Raw genomic sequence first — 19710 nt, 5'->3', positions numbered from 1 at the left:
AAAAATCAGTGAATCAAATCATACGATAAATCTGGTCGACATCCACCTACGTCTTCAGGCGCGGGTATTCTTTTTATACTTGCTAAAGAACAGATGGGGCTGTCACACCATCCCATCTAGTCCTCCGCTTCATCGGGGTCTAAATCGGCAAGAGTACTGCGAAAAACGCAGAAACCGGGCTGTAATGTCCATATTTGATGCCCAAGAATTGCATATTATGCACTCCTATAACGAAATTTGATAGTCAGATGTTACAGCTCCTCCTCGTCTTCGTTGAACCTGAACTCGGTCCAGGGGCAGGTGTGGTGATTGGTGATGATTTCGGAGGACTCGATACTGAAGCCCATCGAAGCGAGTCCGTTGGTGATCTCGGTCAGGTCCCGGGTATCCGTGGCGATGACCTCAATGTGGATGTTGCGCGTGCTGGTGAGCATCTCTCGGACATCAACCACACCGTGACGATCCAGTGCGTCGACGGCCAGCACCTCGCGCTCGTCGGCGGGGGCGCTGCAGACGAACAGCACGTGTAGCGGGTAGTTCGCCAGCTCGTAGTTGATTTTCGGGAAGTACCCCTCAATGACACCTGTCTCCTCTAAATCCTCGATGCGGTTGCGGACAGTGCTGGCGGAGACGTCGACGTTCTCTGCAATCTCAGCGATGGTGGTGTTCCGGGCGTCCTCCTGTAACAAGAACAGAATTCCGCGGTCGACCTCGTCGAGTGCGACTTGACTCATAGGTCCGTACAGAGCCGCTGTTTGTAAGAATCTTCGTCCGTGTCGCGGAAATCCACACTGGTCGTGTACTATACGGCGAAGGGAACGGGTCGAAGCTGCTCGTTCGAGAGTTGAACTGCGGTTTTTGTACATTCAGGGACTGTACTTGCGGAATACGCCACATCTGAGCCAATATTTATATATCATTACAGCCTTAAGACGGACAATGGTTTCACACGTCCCGTCGTATCGGGTTGTCGAGGCGATAGCCCAGAAGGAAGGTGTCTCGCCGACCGAGTTATCCCCACCACTCTTTAGCGTCGTCGACCCCGAGGCGCTGGATGCGCTCGCTCAGCCAGACGCGGACTCGAACACCGGCCAGATAGAGATCGCATTCACGTATCTGGACTACGTCGTTCAGGTCCGGACTGGCTCCGAAATAAGCATCTCGGTCCAGACTGGAGACAAATCAACAGACACTCCTGAGCCCTCACCCAAACAGTGAGTCTGCCTCGAGGAGTCATCTCCTCAGGATTCAGGTTCTCGACACCGTCGTTGAGTGCAGTAGAAGTTACAGCTATCGTTATATTCATCTGCAGCCTACAGACCTTGGTCACACTAAGACAGGATATTGGCTCTACGAAAGATGTACAGGTCGGAACGGCAACGCATCGGAGATGATCCCCCGAGCGTTCACAGAGCCAGCGAAGCGGTTCTCCGCAGACGAAACTGCGTTACTCGAGCAGGCCGAGTTCCTCGAGGCGCTTGACGATTACGTCGACGGCCTGTCTGGCGTCTTCGACCTGTTTTCCGCCAGTGACGACCAACTTCCCGGAGCCAAAGAGTAGAGCAACGACCTCAGGCTCGTCAAGTCGGTACACCAGTCCGGGGAACTGCTCTGGCTCGTACTCGATGTTCTCGAGGCCGAGTCCGATGGCGATTGCGTTCAGGTTGAGGTTGCGTCCGAGGTCGGCACTGCTGACGATGTTCTGGACGACAATCTCGGGATCCTCTTCGACCTGAATCTGGAGATCACGGAGCTCGTCGAAGACGATCTGCAGACTCTCATGGACATCATCGGTGCTTTTCGCGCCGGTGCAGACGATCTTTCCCGAACGGAAGATCAGAGCGGCGGATTTGGGATTCTGGGTTCGGTAGACGAGACCAGGAAACTGCTCAGGGTCGTAATCGGCCCCTTCCAGGTCCATTGCGACACTCTGCAGATCGAGTTCCTGTCCGATACCGGTCGACGCCACGACGTTTTCAATGTTGATGGATTCCTTCGGGTCCGTCATCAGTCGCTCAAAAAGACGCAGGTATGCTTTATAAAGCCCCGTACTATTATCGCGATTGTGTCCCGATCTGCTCCACTGGAGGGTGCATCGCCACTGACGAGAGTATCAAGTGGTGGTCGCAAGGTGTGACTTCCTCTCCGGAGTAAACGGAAAGGGATCGGAAATATCTCAAACAGTCGGGCTACGCCCGGCGACGACGGAGTCTCTCGCCTAAAGAAAACAAAAGGAGCGGTGGGATCGGCTACAGCTTGAGATTGCCGAGACGAGCGGAGTTCGTGATGACCGACAGGCTCGAGGTGAACATCGCGATCACCGCAATCACTGGGTGAAGCAGGCCAAAGAAAGCAATCGGGAGTGCAAGCGTATTGTAGATGAACGCCCAGAAGAGGTTCTGTTTGATCTTCGAGAAGATCCGCTCGGAGAGAGTAAAGGCATCGACAAGTCCCTCGAGGGAGCCCCGAACGAGGCTGACGTCGCTGGCTTGAATCGCGATGTCGGTGCCGGTGCCGATCGCGACGCCGACATTGGCCTGTTTCAACGCGGGGGCGTCGTTGATGCCGTCGCCGACCATCGCCACGTTCTTGCCCTCCTCTTGGAGGTCACGGACTTTCTCGATTTTGTCTTGGGGCAGGACGCCGGCCATGACGCGGTCGGGATCGATGTCGACCTCCTCGGCGATCGCGCGGGCGGTCCGTTCGTTGTCGCCGGTGATCATCCACGTCTCGATCCCACGGTCGTGAAGCGTCTCGATGGGGACGTAGGAGTTGTCTTTGATCGTGTCCGCTGTACTCACGACGCCGACGACCTCGTTCTCGACGCCGACGAGTATCGTTGTTTTCCCCTCGGCCTCGAGTTCGTTGAGTCTCGACCCGTAGAACGGCGGGATCCCGATCCCGACTTCCTCGAAGAACGTCACGTTCCCGACGTACACTCGGCTACCGTCGATGGTTGCCTCGACGCCTTTTCCGGGGACACTATCGAAGTCCTCGAGTTCGGCGAGTTCGATACCCTCCTCCTTGGCGCACTCGATGAGCGCCTGACCGATCGGGTGTTCGCTCCCGCGCTCAGCCGACGCTGCGAGACGGATGACCTTGCGTTCGTCGAGGACGTCTTCTGGTTCGACGACGCCGCCGTCGCTCTGAACGCCGGCCTCGCCGGCGACCACGTCCGTCACGGAGTGATCCCCTTCCGTGATCGTCCCTGTCTTGTCGAGCACGACGGTGTCGATATCCTTCATCGTCTGAATCGCCTCGCCGTCCCGGAAGAGGACGCCGTTCTCCGCGGCCTTGCCAGTTCCAGCCATCAGTGCGGTCGGCGTCGCCAGCCCGAGCGCACACGGACAGGCGATGACGAGCACCGCCACCGAGGCAAAGATAGCGAGCGTCAGTGGCTCCAGTGTCAGGTCGACCCACGGCAGGTACGGCGCGCCGACCCCGGCGACGACCGCCATCGCGTCGGGGAAAAGATACCACGCCAGGAACGAAAGCGCCGCGATCGTCAGCACGGTCGGGACGAAGACGTTCGTGACGCGGTCGGTGAGCGCCTGTATCGGAACTTTCGTCCCCTGTGCTTCCTCCACGAGATCGACGACCTGCGAGAGGAACGTGTCGTCGCCGATCTTCTCCGCTTCGACTTTGAGCATCCCAGCTCCATTAACCGTCGAGCCGATGACCTCGTCACCTTCGGCTTTCGTCACCGGATCGGATTCGCCGGTTACCATCGATTCGTCGACGCTACTCCGGCCGTCGACGACGACACCGTCGACGGGTACCTTCTCGCCCGGCCGGACGACCAGCACGTCGCCGACCTCGACTTCCTCGATCGGGACCTCGATCTCCTCGCCGTCACGGAGTACCCGAGCGGTCTCGGCCTGCATCGAGAGCAGTCCCTCGATGGCGGCACTCGCACGGCCTTTCGCCCGATCCTCGAGGTACGAGCCGACGAGGTGAGAGGCCATGATCATCGCGCCAACGCCGGCGTAGTTCTCCATCGGTGTGACGAAGACCATGACACCAGTCGCCCACGCAACGATCGTTCCGAGCGCGATCAGCGAGTCCATATTGAACGTGCCGTTGCCTAACGCACGCAGCGCCGACGCGATCGTGGTTCGGCCGTAGTAGAACACCACGGGCGTCGCAAAGACGAGCAACAGCACGTCGATCTGGAACCCCGTGAGCGGATCGAGTGGGGTCCACATGAAGACCATCAGGAGGAGGATCGGTGACGTGACGATCCACGCCCGGATCGCCATCTGCCGGAGTGTCTGCAGCTCTTCCTCACCTTCCATCCCTTCCTCGAGTGACTCCTCGCGGACGCCGTAGCCGGCGGAATCGATGGCTTCGACCAGCGTCTCGGCGTCGACATCCGGATCGTGATGGACGTCGGCCCGCTCGGTCGCGAAGTTGACCGACGCCTCCTCGACCCCGTCGACGTCCTCGAGATGCTCCTCGATCGTCGAGGCACACGTCGCACACGACATTCCCGACAGGGAGAGGTCGGTGTGCTCGAGTTCTGCTTGTGTAGCTGTCATTGTGGATCCCCTCTCCATATAGAATACGGGCTTGTCCTTCAAGCGGTTTCTCGTTAAAAAACCTCGAGCGAAGACGGAGCAAATCTTCGAATCAAAAGGCAATGGTTTGACTAGCTCGAGTATAGATGCAATCGCTCGTAACGCAGTTCGTGTTTTCGTGTGCTGTATACGTTGACGTCCTCCTGCGCCTAAAGTCGCAGGAATCCCGCGGCACTGCACCGCTGCGTTGGGAATTTCAGGTTTGCAACCCTACCAGACACCAATCCAGTTAGAATCTGAATGGTGCCCGCGGTCTTGCGGGTGGGGTCAACTGGGAGCACCAAACCCCCGGTACTCCTATCCTCATCCACTAGATTCCCCTCGTTTCCTCGGGGCTTACCACGTGAAGTCGAGAGACTCGGAGTTACTTGTGACCGTTGTTGGGTGACCGCGTGTAACACTCGAAGACGCGGCACTGGGAGAGACGCTGTCAGCGTATCTCGTTCACCGCGTGCGGTTTCCGATACTGTCTCATTGGTTACGGCGGGCTGGCCGCCTCGGCAGGACACTCGACGCCCGCGATGAGTGTGTGTCGAGTTCATCCTGTTTCACAGTACGGCGTGGTGTCAGTTGAAATATCGATAGAAATTCCAACAAAGTGGAATGCATGGGAATACTCACAAGTGACGGCGCGTATCCACGGGCTTCAGCCCGTGGTATTGCGCCTGTTCAGCGTATAATACTACCAAGCCACTCCAGTTACAGAGGGGGCTACCAATACGCGTTACCGCACCTTCGAAACCCAAGTCCTGAGACAGAGTGACAATATTAGCTCTCCCGTTCCAGACGCTCTCGGCGTTGCTCAAATTCTTCATCGGAGAGATCGCCACGTGCGTAAGCTGCTCGTAGCTCTTCAACTGCTGGATCTGTCTGTCGTGACTGAGACTGACGAAGGAGACTGTAGAGTAAATATCCAATTCCAAGAACCACGAATAACGGAATGATCGACATGATAAGCCACATCCACGTGGCTCCGGTTCCATCCCACATTCCGCCGTTCCACATATGTCCCCCACCCCACAGACCCATCAGCGGCATCATGAGTGCCATCAGGAGAAACGACAACAAAAAAATTGCAGCGACCACGATGAAAAGCGTTCGTACCAGTGAATCGTCGGTTGCCATGTTTACGACCACACTGACTCCGGTCTTGAAACTGTGGGGGCAGAGTTTGTGGAAACCCCCATCCCGAACCCGTGTTCGCGAACGTCTTTAATATAGCAATATATGATTTATTGAAATCGGACTGTTCTTCGTCACTAAGTTGTGTATCTTGGTTGTCCCAATTGCGACAACAAAGTATACAGTATTTATTAATGACTGTCATGAACACGTAGCTGTACGAAAATGGCGATCTTAGAATCACAGCAGTACAGCGGAGTCGGGGTCTCGAGCCCATGAGCGAAGAATCGGACACGATCCGCTGGTCGCACAAATCTTTCGAGGAGTTACAGACGTTCTGGAATACACAGATCGAACCGGCACTGCAACGCGCCGGCCACGATCTCGACGAGCGTCCGACCTATCAGGATCTACTCGACACCGGCTACGGCGGCATTCAGTACACGCTCCGAGAACATCACGAGATGACGCTCAGAGCATTCCTCGAGACTGTCGGCTACGCTGATGACCCCAGTGCGGACGACGGCTATCCGTGGATGATCGATGATGAGACGACGATCGATGAACTCGAGTTGTATCTCGAAAGCCTCGAGCGACGACGCAATCTGGCCGCGTCAACGATCAAGAGCAAGCAGGCCCGGCTGGCGACCTACGCGCGAGTGTACCGGGATCTCCACGGACAGGCAACACTCGTGACTCGAGTCGCTGCTCCTGACGACGAAGCTGATGAGATTCAGCGAGTGCTTGCTGTCTTCGATGAACTCAATCAGGAGTTGGGAAGCGATGAGTCCAAACTTCGGTATCTAAGCGACATTCAGCAGTTCTACGAACATCTCCAACGGCGAGCAAAAGCCAGTTTCAACCCGACTGCATCGATTGCGGCCGAATACGGCTGGACGCGAACGAAAAAAGACAATCAGCCGCTTTCGAGTCAGCAGGTTCGGCGGCTGTACGGCGCCGCGGAGACGGCCAGTGAACAACTGCTCGTGCTTGCGCTGTGTGCATGGGGACTCCGCCGGAGCGAAGTAGCCGCGTTGCACGTCTCTCAGCTCGTCCTCGAGGGTGAACAACCACATATTGCGTTCGACGACGGTCGAAAGAACGGCCCCGGAACCGTTGCGCTGATCTACGGTGTGCCCGAACTGTCCGACCGAATTGATGCGCTCAGCAGTGGGACTCGAGAGTGGAACGGGTATCTGTTCCCTTCGAAAGCGTCCTCGAGCGGCCATATTACGGGCGAAACGGTACAGGCACGGTTCAAGCGACTCGCTGATCGGGCAGCTGTTCGTGTCCGTGGTGAGCAACCGACGTCGAAGATGGGGCGTCGGTTCTGGTATACGACGTACAACCAGGCGATGAACGCGTTGCTCGAGAATCTGGACGTGATCGCCACAGAGCAAGGAAGTGCTGACTCGTCTGTGGTGCTGAAGAGCTATCTCTCAGAAGCTGAACGACGGGAGTATCGGCGCGAATTCATGCGAGAACGGCTCGCAGATGCGTTCGAGCAGCGACCACAGCCGTCGTGAGCACAGAGCTGTCACGGCATGGCGACTATGCCAGCTGTCAACTGACGTTAGAATGGACGATTGGCTGGCACCTTCAGGTCGACTGTCGACGAGACAACACATTCGAAAACGGTGTTGGAAGGTGTATCCGTTTGCGAGTTGTGTGTGCTCTGGACAACTATTTATAATATTTACATAGTGATTTTAGCCACCAGTATTGTAACAAAGCCACAATAGAAACAGGCACAAAACGAAGCTACCAATTCCGCATACGCTGAACAGCGTTCTCTATTTACAGATATATAATGCTTTATACCGGGAAATGTCGACAAAACACCTGAAACAAGATTGGTTCTGATATTGTATCCACTTTCGAGATCAACTCAGACTGTGAATCCAGTTGGACTGCTTGCCTTGCTATTGCAATATATTTGAATAGCCATATAGCGTATGTATTTTTTCTATACTAATTGCATTTCGATCAGGGATTGCTGTACCGTGTGGAATGCAGCCAGTTCAATCTCTGGTCAGAGAGCCGTCGTGTTCGATGGGGCGTACTGACTGCAGAGCAGATAAAGCTAAATGCTCGCTACACACAGTGTGCATTGATGACGGCTAGCGCAATTTCGATCGAGTCAGTGACAAAGTCATTTCACACCGAGACGGTCCTCCGAGATATCGAGCTAGAGGTTGAAGATGGCGAGTTCTGTGTCGTTCTCGGGCCGAGTGGCTGCGGGAAGAGTACACTTCTCAAATGTATTGCGGGGTTGATCGAGTCGGATGCAGGCACGATCACACTCAGTGGCCGCGACACAGCGAGCATGTCGGTTCAGGATCGGAACCTCGGCTACGTGTTTCAGGAGTTCGAAGAGACGTTGTTTCCACACAAGACGGTCGCCGAGAACATCGCGTTTGGACTCGAGCAAGGGGAGAAAGAGCGCTCGGAGTCGGAGATCGAGACGACGATCGACGAGATGCTGGCGTTGTTAGCGATCGAGGAGACGCGAGATGACCTTCCGGGTTCGCTCTCGGGTGGGCAACAACAGCGCGTTGAGCTAGCGCGTCAGCTAAGCCGTGAATGTGAGGTCATGCTGTTCGATGATCCGCTGGCCGACCTCGACTACAAACTACAAAAACGAATGGAACTCGAAATGCGGAGCCTCCATTCGACGTTCGAGAGCACGTTCCTCTACATTACGCACAACCAGGACCAAGCGCTCAAACTCGCTGACAAACTAGTCGTGATGAACGAAGGGATGATCGAACAGGTTGGGACACCCGAGACGGTGTATCACAATCCACAGACAGCGTTCGTCTGCCGGTTCGTCGGTGACTCGAACGCACTGGTTACAGACGGGAAACCGACTGCAGTCGACGACGGTATCGTTGAAGTCTCGACTGAGATCGGGCCGATCATGGCAACCGCACAGAACGGGGCCGAAAAAGAGGAGGGCATGGTCATCGTTCGTCCCGAAGCCGTCTCACTTGCCACAGACGACTGCGATGTGACGGTTACTGGTGTCCTCGAAGGACAGACGTACACTGGTGAAACGACCGAGTTTGCGCTATCACTCGACGGACTCGACCGGGATTTCTACGTTGTCGCCCCGAACAACCCTGATATCGGGGCTGTTGGTGAATCGATCGAGTTGGGGTGGGATGTCGACGATGCCCTCTACTTCGACACGCTCAGCGTAACCGATACTGTTACCACCGCCGACCTCATTGACGAATGACAATGTCTGACACAGAATCCTCCGAGGCGGATGCCTCGACAGTCGAACCGTCATTGGAAGACAGCGCGCAGGAAGTCGCACTCGACGTCCGTGGGCTGACGAAAATCTACCCCGACGGGACACTTGCCGTCGATGACATCGATTTCAGTATCAACGATGGGGACTTCTGCGTGTTAATCGGTCCCAGCGGCTGTGGGAAGTCGACGACGCTGCACTCGCTTGTCGGCAAAATTCCGGTGACCGAGGGTGAGATACGACTCGGTGGCGAAGAGATCACCGACGCACCCACGTATGAACGCGATATCGGGCTCGTGTTTCAGGACTTTCAGCTGTTTCCACATCTGACCGTCGGAGAAAACATCGAGTACGGACTGCAACGCCTCCAGTTCGATGAGGACGAGCAAGAGAAACGTGTCAACGACATTGTCGAGATGATGCGTCTCGAGCCGCTTGTCGACCGTCAACCAGAGGAGCTCTCCGCTGGGCAAAAACAGCGCGTCGCACTCGCTCGGAGTATGGTCCTCGAGCCGAAGCTGCTCCTGCTCGACGAGCCACTGGGGGACATGGATTACAAGCTCCAGAAACACATGGAGCGAGAACTGCTTCGGCTCCACCGCGAGCTCGATACGACGTTCGTCTACGTGACCCACGATCAGACACAGGCGATGCGACTCGCCGACCAGATCGTCGTCATGAATGATGGGAAAGTCGAACAATCCGACTCCGTTGAGCGCGTCTACAACGAGCCGGCGACGGCGTTCGTTTCGGCGTTCGTCGGCGACTCGAACACGTTCACTGGTGAACTAACCGACGTCACCGACGATGGTCGCTACGCGCACATCGACACGCCACTTGGGACGTTTCTTGCGACGACGGCGAACCTGCGATCCGAACCGACAGCGCTCGTCGGTGAACAGATCCCCTTCTCGGTCCGGCCACAGTATCTCGAGGTTGATGACGAACTCGACAACAGCGTCGACTGCCGGGTTGACGACGTGATCCACCAGCCTGGATCGGGGACGCAGGTAATTCTCGAGGCGACGACGGCCGACGGAACTGCACACGAACTCCAACTGAAGTCGTTCGACCGAATCGAGCCATCGGAGACCGTCTCCATCGGGTGGAGTGCAGATCACGCGACGTTACTCGAGCAGACCAGCGTTGTCGACGGGATCGACCTCGAGAAAGATATCCTCGGCGAGTAGGCGGCAGGCAGCCGAGTCGCGGCCACCTTCGACTGTCACACTCTGTGTGTGTCCGACCCTTCGATCCGTACTGTAACGGGCTGGACACCGTCTCTGAGTGTTCGTTCTTCCAGTGCGGTTAGTTCCTCACGCGTTGCCTCAAGGGTGCCGATATGGTTCCCAGCGAGTTCGCCGGCTGGGCTTTTGAAACACGTCGGCCCACACGCGATCAGGAGTTCCTGTTCGTTCTTGTATCCCGGATACAGTAGCACATCGCCACGAGATGGGTAGACGGTGTGGTTTTCACGGGGAAGATCTGGAAGTTTGACCTCGTCGATGTTGATCCACGTGGCGTGGCCACTCCACCGGACATGCATCAGTTCGGAGGTCAACGGGAGGACCACTTTTAACGCGCGAATCGACTCGGGAGCCTCCGACTCGAGCAGCGGTGCGACGTACGTGTCCTCGCCGACGGTGAGATGAAGTTCACTCACGGCAGTCACCACGCTGTCCAGCCACCATCGACACGCAGTACATGGCCAGTAATGAACTCGCTTTCGTCACTTGCCAGAAACAGGGCGGCGTCTGCAACGTCTTCGGGCAGTCCGAACCGAGGCCACGGCGTCGACTCCTGCCAGTCGGCGAGCAGTTCCGGATCGGTTTCACGCCACTCGGCGTTCTGTGCCGTCTCGATGATCCCCGGTGCGAGCGCGTTGACGTTTATTTCGTCAGCCGCATAGTCGAGCGCCAGCTGCCGGGTCAGATTAGAGACTCCTCCTTTCGACGCACAGTAGGCTGCACTGTTCTCTCCGCCAACCAGCCCATAGATCGATGAGAGGTTGATGATCGTTCCGTGGTTGCTTTCTTTGAGCGCTGGAAGGGCGTGCTTGCTCGTGAGAAACAGCCCTCGAAGATTGACGTCCATGACCGCATCATACTCGTCGATGGGTGTCTCGTGGGCTTGATTCTGAAAATAGACTCCCGCGTTGTTGACGAGGATATCTAGCCCACCGAACTCGGTCTCCGCTGTCTCGAGGGCGTCGATGATGTCGGCTTCGTCCGTGACGTCCATCTCGACGAACTCGTAGTCGGCGCCGACTTCCTCGAGTTGGTCGAAGACGGACTGTTCGTCCTCGAGTTTCGGCTCACGCCTGACGTCAGCGACGACGACCTGTGCCCCCTCGGCCCCAAATTTCGCTGCAATCGCGTTTCCAATACCTGAACTCGCCCCCGTGACGAGTGCGACACGTCCCGCTAAGCGTCCTTCTGTCATTCGGTATCAGCAACCATGGCAGAGGCCAAATAGCTATCGCTCGGGGCCCTCACCGACGAATAGTCGCTGTCGGTCCGCGAAGTCGTCGGTAAGGGAACAGATGACTGCGAGTTTAATTCGGGCCTTGTGAGCCGGCAGATCGTCGCCGTGGACCGCCCCGTGTGACTGCAAGGTGGTCCCGCCACCACCACCGCCGTACACTGGTGCCGTTGTGCCGGCCTGACACCGTGAAACGACGACAACCGGTGTGTCCGCGGCGACTGCGTCGGCGATCCCATCGCCGAGTTCGCTGGTCGTATTGCCGAGTCCAGTTCCGTTGACGACGATCCCGTCGACATCGTCCTCGAGCGCGTGATCGAGCTGTCGACGGCCCATGTCGGCGCAGCTGGTGACGATTGCGACATCACTTGTCACGGTTGCCACGTCGAACGTCGCCGAGTAGCTTCGGGGCTCGCGGATAATTCGGACGGCGGATCTGGTCAGCGAGGCGACCGGTCCCGTACTCGGTGAGCCAAAGGTCTCGAGTGCGCTGGTATGTGTCTTCGTTACATCGCGTGCAGCGTGGACTTCGCCGTTTGCGGCTACGTACACGCCGTCGTCAAACTGTTCGTGGCTCGCGGCTCTGACTGCCGCGAGCAGATTTGCAGGGCCGTCCGGACTGGTTTCGTCGGGACGGCGCTGTGCACCGGTGAAAACGACCGGAATCGCACAGTCGAGCGTGAGATCGAGAAAATACGCAGATTCCTCGATCGTATCGGTGCCGTGAGTGACGACGACGCCATCCGCGCCAGCCGCTGCGGCACGTTGAACGGCTGCGGCGAGTTCCGCCATCGTTTCGAACGTCATGTCGTAGCTCGGGACCTGTGCGATCTCTTCGACGGTAAGCTCGGCGTGTGTCTCGAGTTCCGGGACGGCCTCGACCAGTTCTGCACCTCGTTTGCTTGGTGTTGCACCAGCTTCGGAACCCGTACTCGCAATTGTCCCGCCCGTGCTGAGGACCGCGATAGTTGGTAGCATATGTTATAATCGTTCTCCGACTGGATATTTCTTTTGTACACACGGTCGATAGTTAGGAATATTCAACACATACGCGCTGAGATATGGAAAATCCCAGATTTACGTCTACATAAGAGGAACGTTTAATACGGCGCAGAGTATGTGACTGCTTGTAATGCCAGACGGTATCAGTAGACGAAACTTTGTGGCGTACGGTGGCGCAGCAGCGGGTGCCGCACTTGCTGGGTGCATTGGTGGCGACGATGGTCCAGCACGACCACTCGAGTGGATCGGCCCAGACTGGGCGGTCAGTGACGAACAAGCCGAAAAAATGGAAGAGATGTCGGGTGTCGAGGTGAACACAACGATCGCAACGATCGGAGACACACAGGCACAACTCCTCGGCGGCGGCTCCGAAAATACGGACGTGTTCACATCGGATACGACCGGATCTGGGGCACTCACTCGAGATAATCCGGTAACGATTCCGATGCCAGTCGACGACTTGGAAAACTGGGACGAAGAGCAGATTTCCGATCTGTTCACCGACCCAGCCGAGCGGCTGAGCCATCTCGGAGAGCAAGTCGAGACAGTCAACCAGGAGCTGTGGGTCGATGGTGAGACACGCGACGAGATTCTGTTCTCGCCGTACGCCTACAACTTCGACGCGATGGGATACAACCCATCGTTCGTCGACGACGTCTCCTTGTGGAGTGCACAGTTCGATGAACAGTACGAAGGAGAGGTCATCGTCGGCGAGACTGCGGCGATCACGATCCCGCAGGCGATCATGCACTTACTCGACAACGACATGATCGACGGCGAAATCGGCCAGTTGAACAACCCGACGCAGGATCAACTCGATACGGCGATCGATTTCCTCATCGAGGAGAAAGAAGCCGGGCAGTTCCGTTCGACGTGGGAAGCCTACGGCGAGTCCGTGACGCTGATGGCCGGCGAGGAAGCGGTCATCGGCGACATTTGGCAGCCAGCAGCGATGGACGTCCGTCGTGAAGGGACGCCATGTACCTACGCTACGATGAGCGAAGGCATTCAGGGCTACCGCTACTGGTACGGCGGCATGGCAACCCTCGAGGGCGCACGCGAGCGCCAGAACGTCGATCAGGTCACCTTCCTGTACGACCAGGTCCATCTCGGCGCGTGGTTCCCCGGCTTCGTCCAGGGTCGTGGCTACTCCGTGCCCCACTACGAAAATGAAGAACTCGTCCGCGACGGCTCGGACGACTCCGGCGAAGGGATGGGGCCAGAGTACTACGACTGGGCGTACCGCGGCGAGGCCACGTACGAAGAGATCGACGAACCAGCACTGTTCGATCCGCTCGATTACGACTGGTCGATGGAGGAAGGCTCCCCCGACTCGAACGGCGGCATCCGTGACAGTGGGCCGATCGAAGAACGGATCGACCGTATTGGCTTCTTCCAGATCTGGCCCGAGGAAGCCGACTACATGATCTCACGGTGGGAAGACTTCCTCTCCGCCTAACTCGAGTATGCTTTCGACTACCTACCTGCAATCGGTGATACATAGCCAATGAGTTCCGAACCCAAAACCGGTATATCGGGCCTGCTTGCCACCGACAGGGATGACTTGTTCAACGAAGTAACGGGACTGATAGCGCCGACGGTGCTGTGGTTTACCGTGTTCTTGTTGCTTCCGTTGCTCGTCATTTTCTACTACAGCTTCCTCACGTACCAGTCGTTCAATGTGGTAAACGAGTTTACGCTCTCGGCGTGGATCGATGGGGTGTTCGGCTCCGGTGCGGTTCGGGGCGCGTTCGTCCGAACGATCGGTGTCGGAATCATCGTGACGATCATCACGCTCGCGTTCGGCTACCCGCTCGCGTACTATCTCCGATTCCACACCACACCAATGGTCGGACTCGTCTTGCTGTTGTTCCTCGTGATCCCGTTCTGGACGTCGGAGCTGATCCGAACGTTCGGTTGGTTCCCGATTCTGGGACGAAATGGCGTCATCAATGGGCTGTTGATGAACCTCGGACTCACCAGTGGGCCGATCGGCTGGCTGCTGTTCTCGTCGTTCTCACAAGCGGTTGGCTATCTGCAAAACTACGTCGTGTTCATGGCAGCGCCGATTTACATCTCGCTGTCACAGATCGACGAAGGACTGCTCAACGCCTCTGAAACGCTGCGTGGGAACCCAGTCGAGACGTTTAAGAACGTCACGTGGCCGCTGAGCCTGCCCGGTGTCGCGATCGGCTGTATGTTCACGTTCGTGCTGACGATCGGGAACTTCACCGTGCCGTCGTTCCTCAGTGGCGGTGCCAACACGGTGCCAACGTTGATCTTCAGCCGCTACAGCCAGGGTCTCAACTACCCCTCGGCTGCAGCGCTGTCGATCACGCTGCTCGTCGTAATCTTCGCGTTCGTCTTCCTGCTGTTCAGAGTCGTCGACATCACCGAGATCGCCAGCCAGGACTGAGTTCGAACGCGCGACACACTGTTTTTCAACCCGATACAATCACACACGGTGTGTAGCGCTGGAGCCGCCAGTCTTGCTGAGCAAAATCACAGAAGGAGTTGCCACGACTAAAACGAGAACGGTGTCACTGATGCCAGATCGTATCGTTTCGCTCGTCGAGATACTCCTGGTGGTTCTCCGCATGTTCGTCGTAGATCGCATCTCCCGGATCCGTCGGCTCGTCTGTAAACGTCGCATCGATCGCATCGTCGACGCGAAGCACGAGCAACGCGACGTCGACAGCATGTCGATAACATCGCAGACGGACTCCTGTCGGATCGAGCAAGCCCGCCTCGAGGACGTCATCGACTCGCTTGTCGGGTAGGACAAGCCCCGGAGTGGTGCCGTTCGTCGCGTTCGTTGTCGCCTCTCGCAGGTTCGTCAGTGTCGTCAGCGGATCCATTCCCGCGTTCCGTGCGAGCGTCGAGACGAATCGCTCCGTCGCATCGGCAAACGCCTCGAGAGCGAGTTGTTCGCGTCCGTCTGCATCGAGCGCGGCGTCACGCAGCGAGTTCGCGAGCTCGAGTTCGGTCGCCCCACCACCGGGGAGCACTCCCGGGGGACCCCTCGTGTCTCCGTTTGCCGTCGCAACCGCAGCAACGGCCTTTCTGATCTCCGTTGCTGCCTGTTCGCCAAGCTGGCCGTGAACTCCCTGAAGCAGAAACGTCATCGAGTCCGGATCGGGACACTCGTCGAACACCATCATTCGGCGGCGTTTTCGGCGGTCCTGGCGCTGGTCGATGACCTGCTGTTCGACAAGCCCTGCGTAGCCGAGGTCCGCCGGTGTCACATCCGTCGGGTCGACGACGGGTGTTGCACCAGTTGCACTCGCCAGCTGTGCGAGCTTGAGACGGTTGACACCACGGATCCCCATGATCCCATGTTCGACAAGCAGTTCCTGATAGGCGTCGGTAATGCCGGTTCTGGTCACAACGACATCGACACCGGCCTCAACGAGACCATCGACAACCTGCTCGCGGCGTCTTACGAACACGTCGTCGAACGCCTCGATCTCATCGGGCGAATCAACGATGATCCGCTCGCCGTCTTGCTGGAAGTCGGGATCTTGCAGCCCGCCAGTCTTCCCGTCGTTTGCTTTCCCGCGTTTAAATCCACTGAGCACGAGCACGTTCGCATCCTCGACTCGGCGAGGCATCCGATCATGGCAGATATCGTTTCGGTCGAGTACCGTTCCGGAAACGAGCCGCGAATCTGTGATCGATCCCGATCGAATCTGCCGGACAGCAAGCGTTTCCTCGTCTGGCATCCCGATCTGTCTGGCTGCTTCGACGGCACCCGATGCCCACGCTACCCGCGCGTTCCCAATATCGTTGCCAGTCATGGCCGATCGAGCAACCATCTCCGCAGCAGCAGTCGGCTCCGCAAACGAATCGAGCGGCTTCGAGAGTGCCTGCATCGTCTCCTCGACGTGCTCGAGGCCGACGCTGTACCCCTGCTCGATCGTCGTCGGATGAACCCCCATCTCGATCAGTCGCTCACCCTCCTCGAGCAGCGCACCAAGCAAAACGACAGTCGTTGTGATCCCGTCCGGGACGATTTCCCCAACGACATCCGTCGTTCCCGGGCGTTCCGGAGCGATAAGCCGACGGATAATCGGCCCCATCGGATGTTCGATTGGGAGTTCCTCGAGGATGGTCGCGCCATCGCTGCTGATCGTATCCACCCGTGTTGGGGGCTCTCCCGGTTCTCTGTCCCCGGAGGGTCGACCCGCGATCAGCGTGTCGTGAGACAGTGGGCCGACCGAACTCTCGAGGACACCAGTTACTGCTCGAGCAGCGACGATATTTGCGTGTGGAAACTGTAACTCCCCACCAGTTTCGGTTCCGTCTTCCATGTGTAACACTGTCATTCCGACGGGCAGCGAATAAAAACCTGTCCACGGATAGCCGCGTTTTCGTGGCGAATCCAATCATGTTGACACGAGCCATGCGCAGTATCTTTATATGATATGCCACCAGTACTCAGGGTAGATGGCAACAAAGCACTCTTCGGTCGACGCACAGATGGATCAATCTGTGTTAACACGGCTCGTCCAGTGGTTCGATATGAAACGCCTGCTGGCGGCGTATTTCATCCTGATTTCGCTGTACATCTACGCCCCGATGATCGCGCTGATCGTCTTTTCATTTAACGCAGGCGGCATCTCGCCGCCGTATCAAGGGTTCACGTTGGCGTGGTACAGTGAGTTAGCAGGCAATCGGGGCATTCTCATCTCAGTCTGGCGATCGATCCAACTTGCGCTCGTCGTGACGGTGATCACGACGGTACTGGGCACTGCCGCGGCGCTTGCATATCGCTACGATTTCCGTGGTCGGAAGCTGTTCCTGTACCTGATCGTACTCGGGATCATCACGCCGGGGATCGCGTTCAGCGTCGGTTCGACGCTGTTTCTCAACGAGGTGCTCGGACTCTCCCGATCGATGTGGCTCGCCCTCCCAGCTCACGTCGTCTGGACGCTCCCGTTTGCCGTCATCGTCTTGCTCGCCGGCTTCCCGCCGAATCTGGCACAGAACGAAGAAGCGGCGCGAGTGATGGGGGCAAGTCGAGTCACCACGTTCCGAGAGATTATCCTGCCACAGATCGCGCCAACCGTTCTCGGTGCAGCCGTCTTCGCGTTTACGCTCTCGTACAACGAAGCCGAACGTGGGCTGCTCCTCGTTGGTCGGGACCGAACCATGCCAATGGAAGTGTTCAGTATCGCCTCCGCAGAGCGTGCAACTCCGGAACTGTTCGCCCTCGGGAGCGTGACGACGGTGTTTTCGACGATTCTCCTCCTCATTGCTGGCGGCCTCGTCGTCTACGGTGCTAGACAAACCTGACGAAGGCTTGTAACTCGAGAAAGCGTTTCCGTGGTTTCTGGTGTGAGTGATACTATCAGACAAACACAAGAAAAGGCTTTTTAGATACCCCTCGAACTCGAATTCGCAATGACGTCCAAAGTATGCCTTACGTACGACTTTGACGCGGTATCGACGTGGCTGTGGTCATACGACTCCTGGGATATGCCAACACGGCATTCTCGAGGTGTGTATGGGGCGAACGTCGGTGCCCCGCGCCTGCTCGACCTCCACGACAAACACGACATCCCTGCAACCTGGTTCATCCCTGGCCACACGATCGACAGCTTCCCAGAGATCAGCGCCGAAGTCTGGGACCGCGGCTACGACATCCAGCATCATGGCTGGAGTCACACCGGTCCCGCAACGTACGACACCAAAGAGGACGAGATGGCAGACGTCGAACGAGCGATCGACTCGATCGTCGATCTCACCGGTCGCAAACCCACCGGCTACCGCTCGCCTGCGTGGGACTACTCAGCGAACACACTCGACATTCTCGACGAAGTCGGCATCGAGTGGGACTCGAGCAAGATGGCTTCGGACTTCGAACCCCACTGGCTCTACGGCGACTGGAGCGCTCCCGAGGACGGCCCGTACGACCGCGGTGAACCCACGGATATCGTCGAACTCCCCGTTTCCTGGCAGCGTGACGACTGGCCTGCACTGACGTTTACCTGGGCACGCCCACACCGTATGGGCTACGTGAGCGAGGATTCGCTGTTCCAGCGCTACTACGACCAGTTCGACTGGATGCACGAAAACGTCGACGACGGCGTGTTCATCCTGACCCTGCACCCACAGGTCATCGGGCAGGCCCACCGCATCTCGCGACTCGAAGAGCTGATCGAGCACATGATGGATCACGACGATGTCGAGTTCGAAGAGATGGACGCCGTCGCCTCCGAGTTCCGCGAAAACAACTGATCGATCAACGGACCGCGATCAGATTCGATCCAGCAACTCCCGTTTTTTGGCTTCGAACTCCTGTTCCGTGAGATGTCCCTGCTCGACTAAGGTCCCAAGCCGCTCGAGTGTCTCGAGTGGGTCGTCAACGGGCTGGTCGCCAGCAGGCTGGGCACCGATCTGTTGGCGAAACTGTGTGCAAGCAGCGCTGGCAACGTCGGTTGGGCTTCGACTGACATCGATGTAGTACCGGCTGGCTCCCTGAACGACCAGCCGCTGGTTGCCGTTCGCTGTTTCGAGCGTCACACGCTCTACGTCGGTACTGGGAATTGAGTGATACTCGTGATCGGCAGGCGAGTTCCGCTGAACCACGACCAGCAGTCGCTGGCCCGTCACGACCGTCAGCAGGTCTCGGCCGTGACTCGCCACTTTCCGGGTGCGACTCTCCTCACGCTGCTTACGGTCGTCGTCGTTGGATTCGAAGTCCATGAGCCGCCCACGAAGGACGTACTGGACATGCTCGTCGCTGTCCAGTTGCTTGAGGAGCAAACGGCGGTCACGCTCGTCAAATTCGAGTCGCTCGAGTGTCTCAGCGGCCGGCTCAGAAAAAGCGTTGCTGCTGGATACCGAGGTATCCTGTCGGCCAGTCTCATTGTCTGATGCCATACTGGTCAGAAGCCGGGCACGCATATAAATTCTCGAGCGCCATTGCGGCTCGTGACACTCGAGAGAACGCCACGTTACAGTTCGTAGCGATAACAGCTATAGCGATTCAACGAGAACGAGTATCACACCCACAGCGCGGAGTGATGCGACCGACGAGACTATCGACAGCCAGCGACAGCACAGCGACGGTACAGCGGAGGCAACACGGCACGCATGGTGTTGATCGCCGTCCGTGACCGAACTGCCAGCGGCTGGCCGATAGCCACGTCAGAGAAATCCATGACAACAGATGAACACACAGACGGAGAGAACCGTATCGTCGAGGGCTGGCACGGCCGCTACTACGAAGATTTCAGCGTCGGCGATATCTACAAACACCCGTTCGGA

General features: G+C 57.5%; 17 protein-coding genes and 1 pseudogene. 9 read left to right on the top strand and 9 right to left on the bottom strand.

Annotated features, from left to right (window positions below; genetic code table 11):
* Positions 1-251 precede the first annotated feature (251 nt).
* Entirely contained in the window at positions 252-734 is a 483-nt protein-coding gene (locus ACERJA_RS19860) for an Lrp/AsnC family transcriptional regulator (protein WP_373609934.1), read from the bottom strand.
* A gap of 205 nt (positions 735-939) precedes the next feature.
* On the opposite strand from ACERJA_RS19860, the gene ACERJA_RS19855 reads away from it, so the two are divergent.
* Positions 940-1218: a HalOD1 output domain-containing protein gene (locus tag ACERJA_RS19855; RefSeq protein WP_373609933.1), complete on the top strand. Its 279-nt coding sequence runs from the start codon at positions 940-942 to the stop codon at positions 1216-1218.
* Between the two features lie 229 nt (positions 1219-1447).
* Here ACERJA_RS19855 and ACERJA_RS19850 read toward each other — a convergent pair whose 3' ends face one another.
* The 3 genes from ACERJA_RS19850 to ACERJA_RS19840 all read right to left on the bottom strand — a co-directional run bounded on the left by ACERJA_RS19850 (position 1448) and on the right by ACERJA_RS19840 (position 5702).
* Positions 1448-2008 (bottom strand): TATA-box-binding protein, encoded by a 561-nt coding sequence (locus ACERJA_RS19850; protein WP_373609932.1) that lies wholly within the window; start codon positions 2006-2008, stop codon positions 1448-1450.
* A gap of 241 nt (positions 2009-2249) precedes the next feature.
* Positions 2250-4538 (bottom strand): heavy metal translocating P-type ATPase, encoded by a 2289-nt coding sequence (locus ACERJA_RS19845; protein WP_373609931.1) that lies wholly within the window; start codon positions 4536-4538, stop codon positions 2250-2252.
* An 807-nt stretch (positions 4539-5345) separates the two neighbouring features.
* The gene (locus ACERJA_RS19840) at positions 5346-5702 is read right to left on the bottom strand and encodes an SHOCT domain-containing protein (protein WP_373609930.1); all 357 of its coding nucleotides are present in this window, start codon (positions 5700-5702) and stop codon (positions 5346-5348) included.
* A gap of 272 nt (positions 5703-5974) precedes the next feature.
* Here ACERJA_RS19840 and ACERJA_RS19835 point away from each other — a divergent pair, with 272 nt between their 5' ends.
* The 3 genes from ACERJA_RS19835 to ACERJA_RS19825 all read left to right on the top strand — a co-directional run bounded on the left by ACERJA_RS19835 (position 5975) and on the right by ACERJA_RS19825 (position 10145).
* Complete coding sequence (locus ACERJA_RS19835) at positions 5975-7225, top strand: tyrosine-type recombinase/integrase (RefSeq protein WP_373609929.1); 1251 nt, start codon at positions 5975-5977, stop codon at positions 7223-7225.
* Positions 7226-7812: 587 nt separating this feature from the next.
* Entirely contained in the window at positions 7813-8940 is a 1128-nt protein-coding gene (locus ACERJA_RS19830) for an ABC transporter ATP-binding protein (protein ID WP_373609928.1), read from the top strand.
* Between the two features lie 2 nt (positions 8941-8942).
* Positions 8943-10145: an ABC transporter ATP-binding protein gene (locus tag ACERJA_RS19825; RefSeq protein ID WP_373609927.1), complete on the top strand. Its 1203-nt coding sequence runs from the start codon at positions 8943-8945 to the stop codon at positions 10143-10145.
* Positions 10146-10180: 35 nt separating this feature from the next.
* Here ACERJA_RS19825 and ACERJA_RS19820 read toward each other — a convergent pair whose 3' ends face one another.
* From ACERJA_RS19820 to ACERJA_RS19810, 3 genes are read right to left on the bottom strand one after another with little or no spacing between them, the layout of a single operon-like run.
* Entirely contained in the window at positions 10181-10627 is a 447-nt protein-coding gene (locus ACERJA_RS19820) for a DUF3830 family protein (RefSeq protein WP_373609926.1), read from the bottom strand.
* Positions 10624-11397, bottom strand: a complete 774-nt coding sequence (locus ACERJA_RS19815; RefSeq protein WP_373609925.1) for an SDR family NAD(P)-dependent oxidoreductase — start codon at positions 11395-11397, stop codon at positions 10624-10626. Before ACERJA_RS19815 ends, ACERJA_RS19820 begins: the two co-directional genes overlap by 4 nt.
* A 33-nt stretch (positions 11398-11430) precedes the next feature.
* The gene (locus tag ACERJA_RS19810) at positions 11431-12414 is read right to left on the bottom strand and encodes an asparaginase (RefSeq protein ID WP_373609924.1); all 984 of its coding nucleotides are present in this window, start codon (positions 12412-12414) and stop codon (positions 11431-11433) included.
* Between the two features lie 154 nt (positions 12415-12568).
* On the opposite strand from ACERJA_RS19810, the gene ACERJA_RS19805 reads away from it, so the two are divergent.
* Positions 12569-13897: a spermidine/putrescine ABC transporter substrate-binding protein gene (locus ACERJA_RS19805; RefSeq protein ID WP_373609923.1), complete on the top strand. Its 1329-nt coding sequence runs from the start codon at positions 12569-12571 to the stop codon at positions 13895-13897.
* A gap of 48 nt (positions 13898-13945) precedes the next feature.
* A complete protein-coding gene (locus tag ACERJA_RS19800; protein WP_373609922.1) occupies positions 13946-14854 on the top strand; it encodes an ABC transporter permease in 909 nt (302 codons plus the stop codon).
* A 124-nt stretch (positions 14855-14978) separates the two neighbouring features.
* Here the strand turns inward: ACERJA_RS19800 and ACERJA_RS19795 are convergent, their stop codons facing one another.
* Positions 14979-16748, bottom strand: coding sequence for a TCP-1/cpn60 chaperonin family protein (locus ACERJA_RS19795; protein ID WP_373609920.1), 1770 nt, complete (start codon positions 16746-16748; stop codon positions 14979-14981).
* A gap of 169 nt (positions 16749-16917) precedes the next feature.
* Here ACERJA_RS19795 and ACERJA_RS19790 point away from each other — a divergent pair, with 169 nt between their 5' ends.
* Positions 16918-17733 (top strand): ABC transporter permease, encoded by an 816-nt coding sequence (locus ACERJA_RS19790; protein WP_373609935.1) that lies wholly within the window; start codon positions 16918-16920, stop codon positions 17731-17733.
* A 183-nt stretch (positions 17734-17916) separates the two neighbouring features.
* The gene (locus ACERJA_RS19785) at positions 17917-18678 is read left to right on the top strand and encodes a polysaccharide deacetylase (RefSeq protein ID WP_049890015.1); all 762 of its coding nucleotides are present in this window, start codon (positions 17917-17919) and stop codon (positions 18676-18678) included.
* 18 nt (positions 18679-18696) lie between these two features.
* On the opposite strand, the gene ACERJA_RS19780 is transcribed toward ACERJA_RS19785, so the two are convergent.
* Complete coding sequence (locus ACERJA_RS19780; RefSeq protein WP_373609919.1) at positions 18697-19323, bottom strand: SHOCT domain-containing protein; 627 nt, start codon at positions 19321-19323, stop codon at positions 18697-18699.
* A 213-nt stretch (positions 19324-19536) separates the two neighbouring features.
* Here ACERJA_RS19780 and ACERJA_RS19775 point away from each other — a divergent pair.
* A pseudogene (locus ACERJA_RS19775) lies at positions 19537-19710 on the top strand (MaoC family dehydratase); the annotation flags it as partial.

The organism is Natronorubrum sp. A-ect3 (genome assembly GCF_041821125.1).
GTDB classification, from domain to species: domain Archaea; phylum Halobacteriota; class Halobacteria; order Halobacteriales; family Natrialbaceae; genus Natronorubrum; species Natronorubrum bangense.
This window is presented reverse-complemented; position numbering and strand designations above follow the sequence as displayed.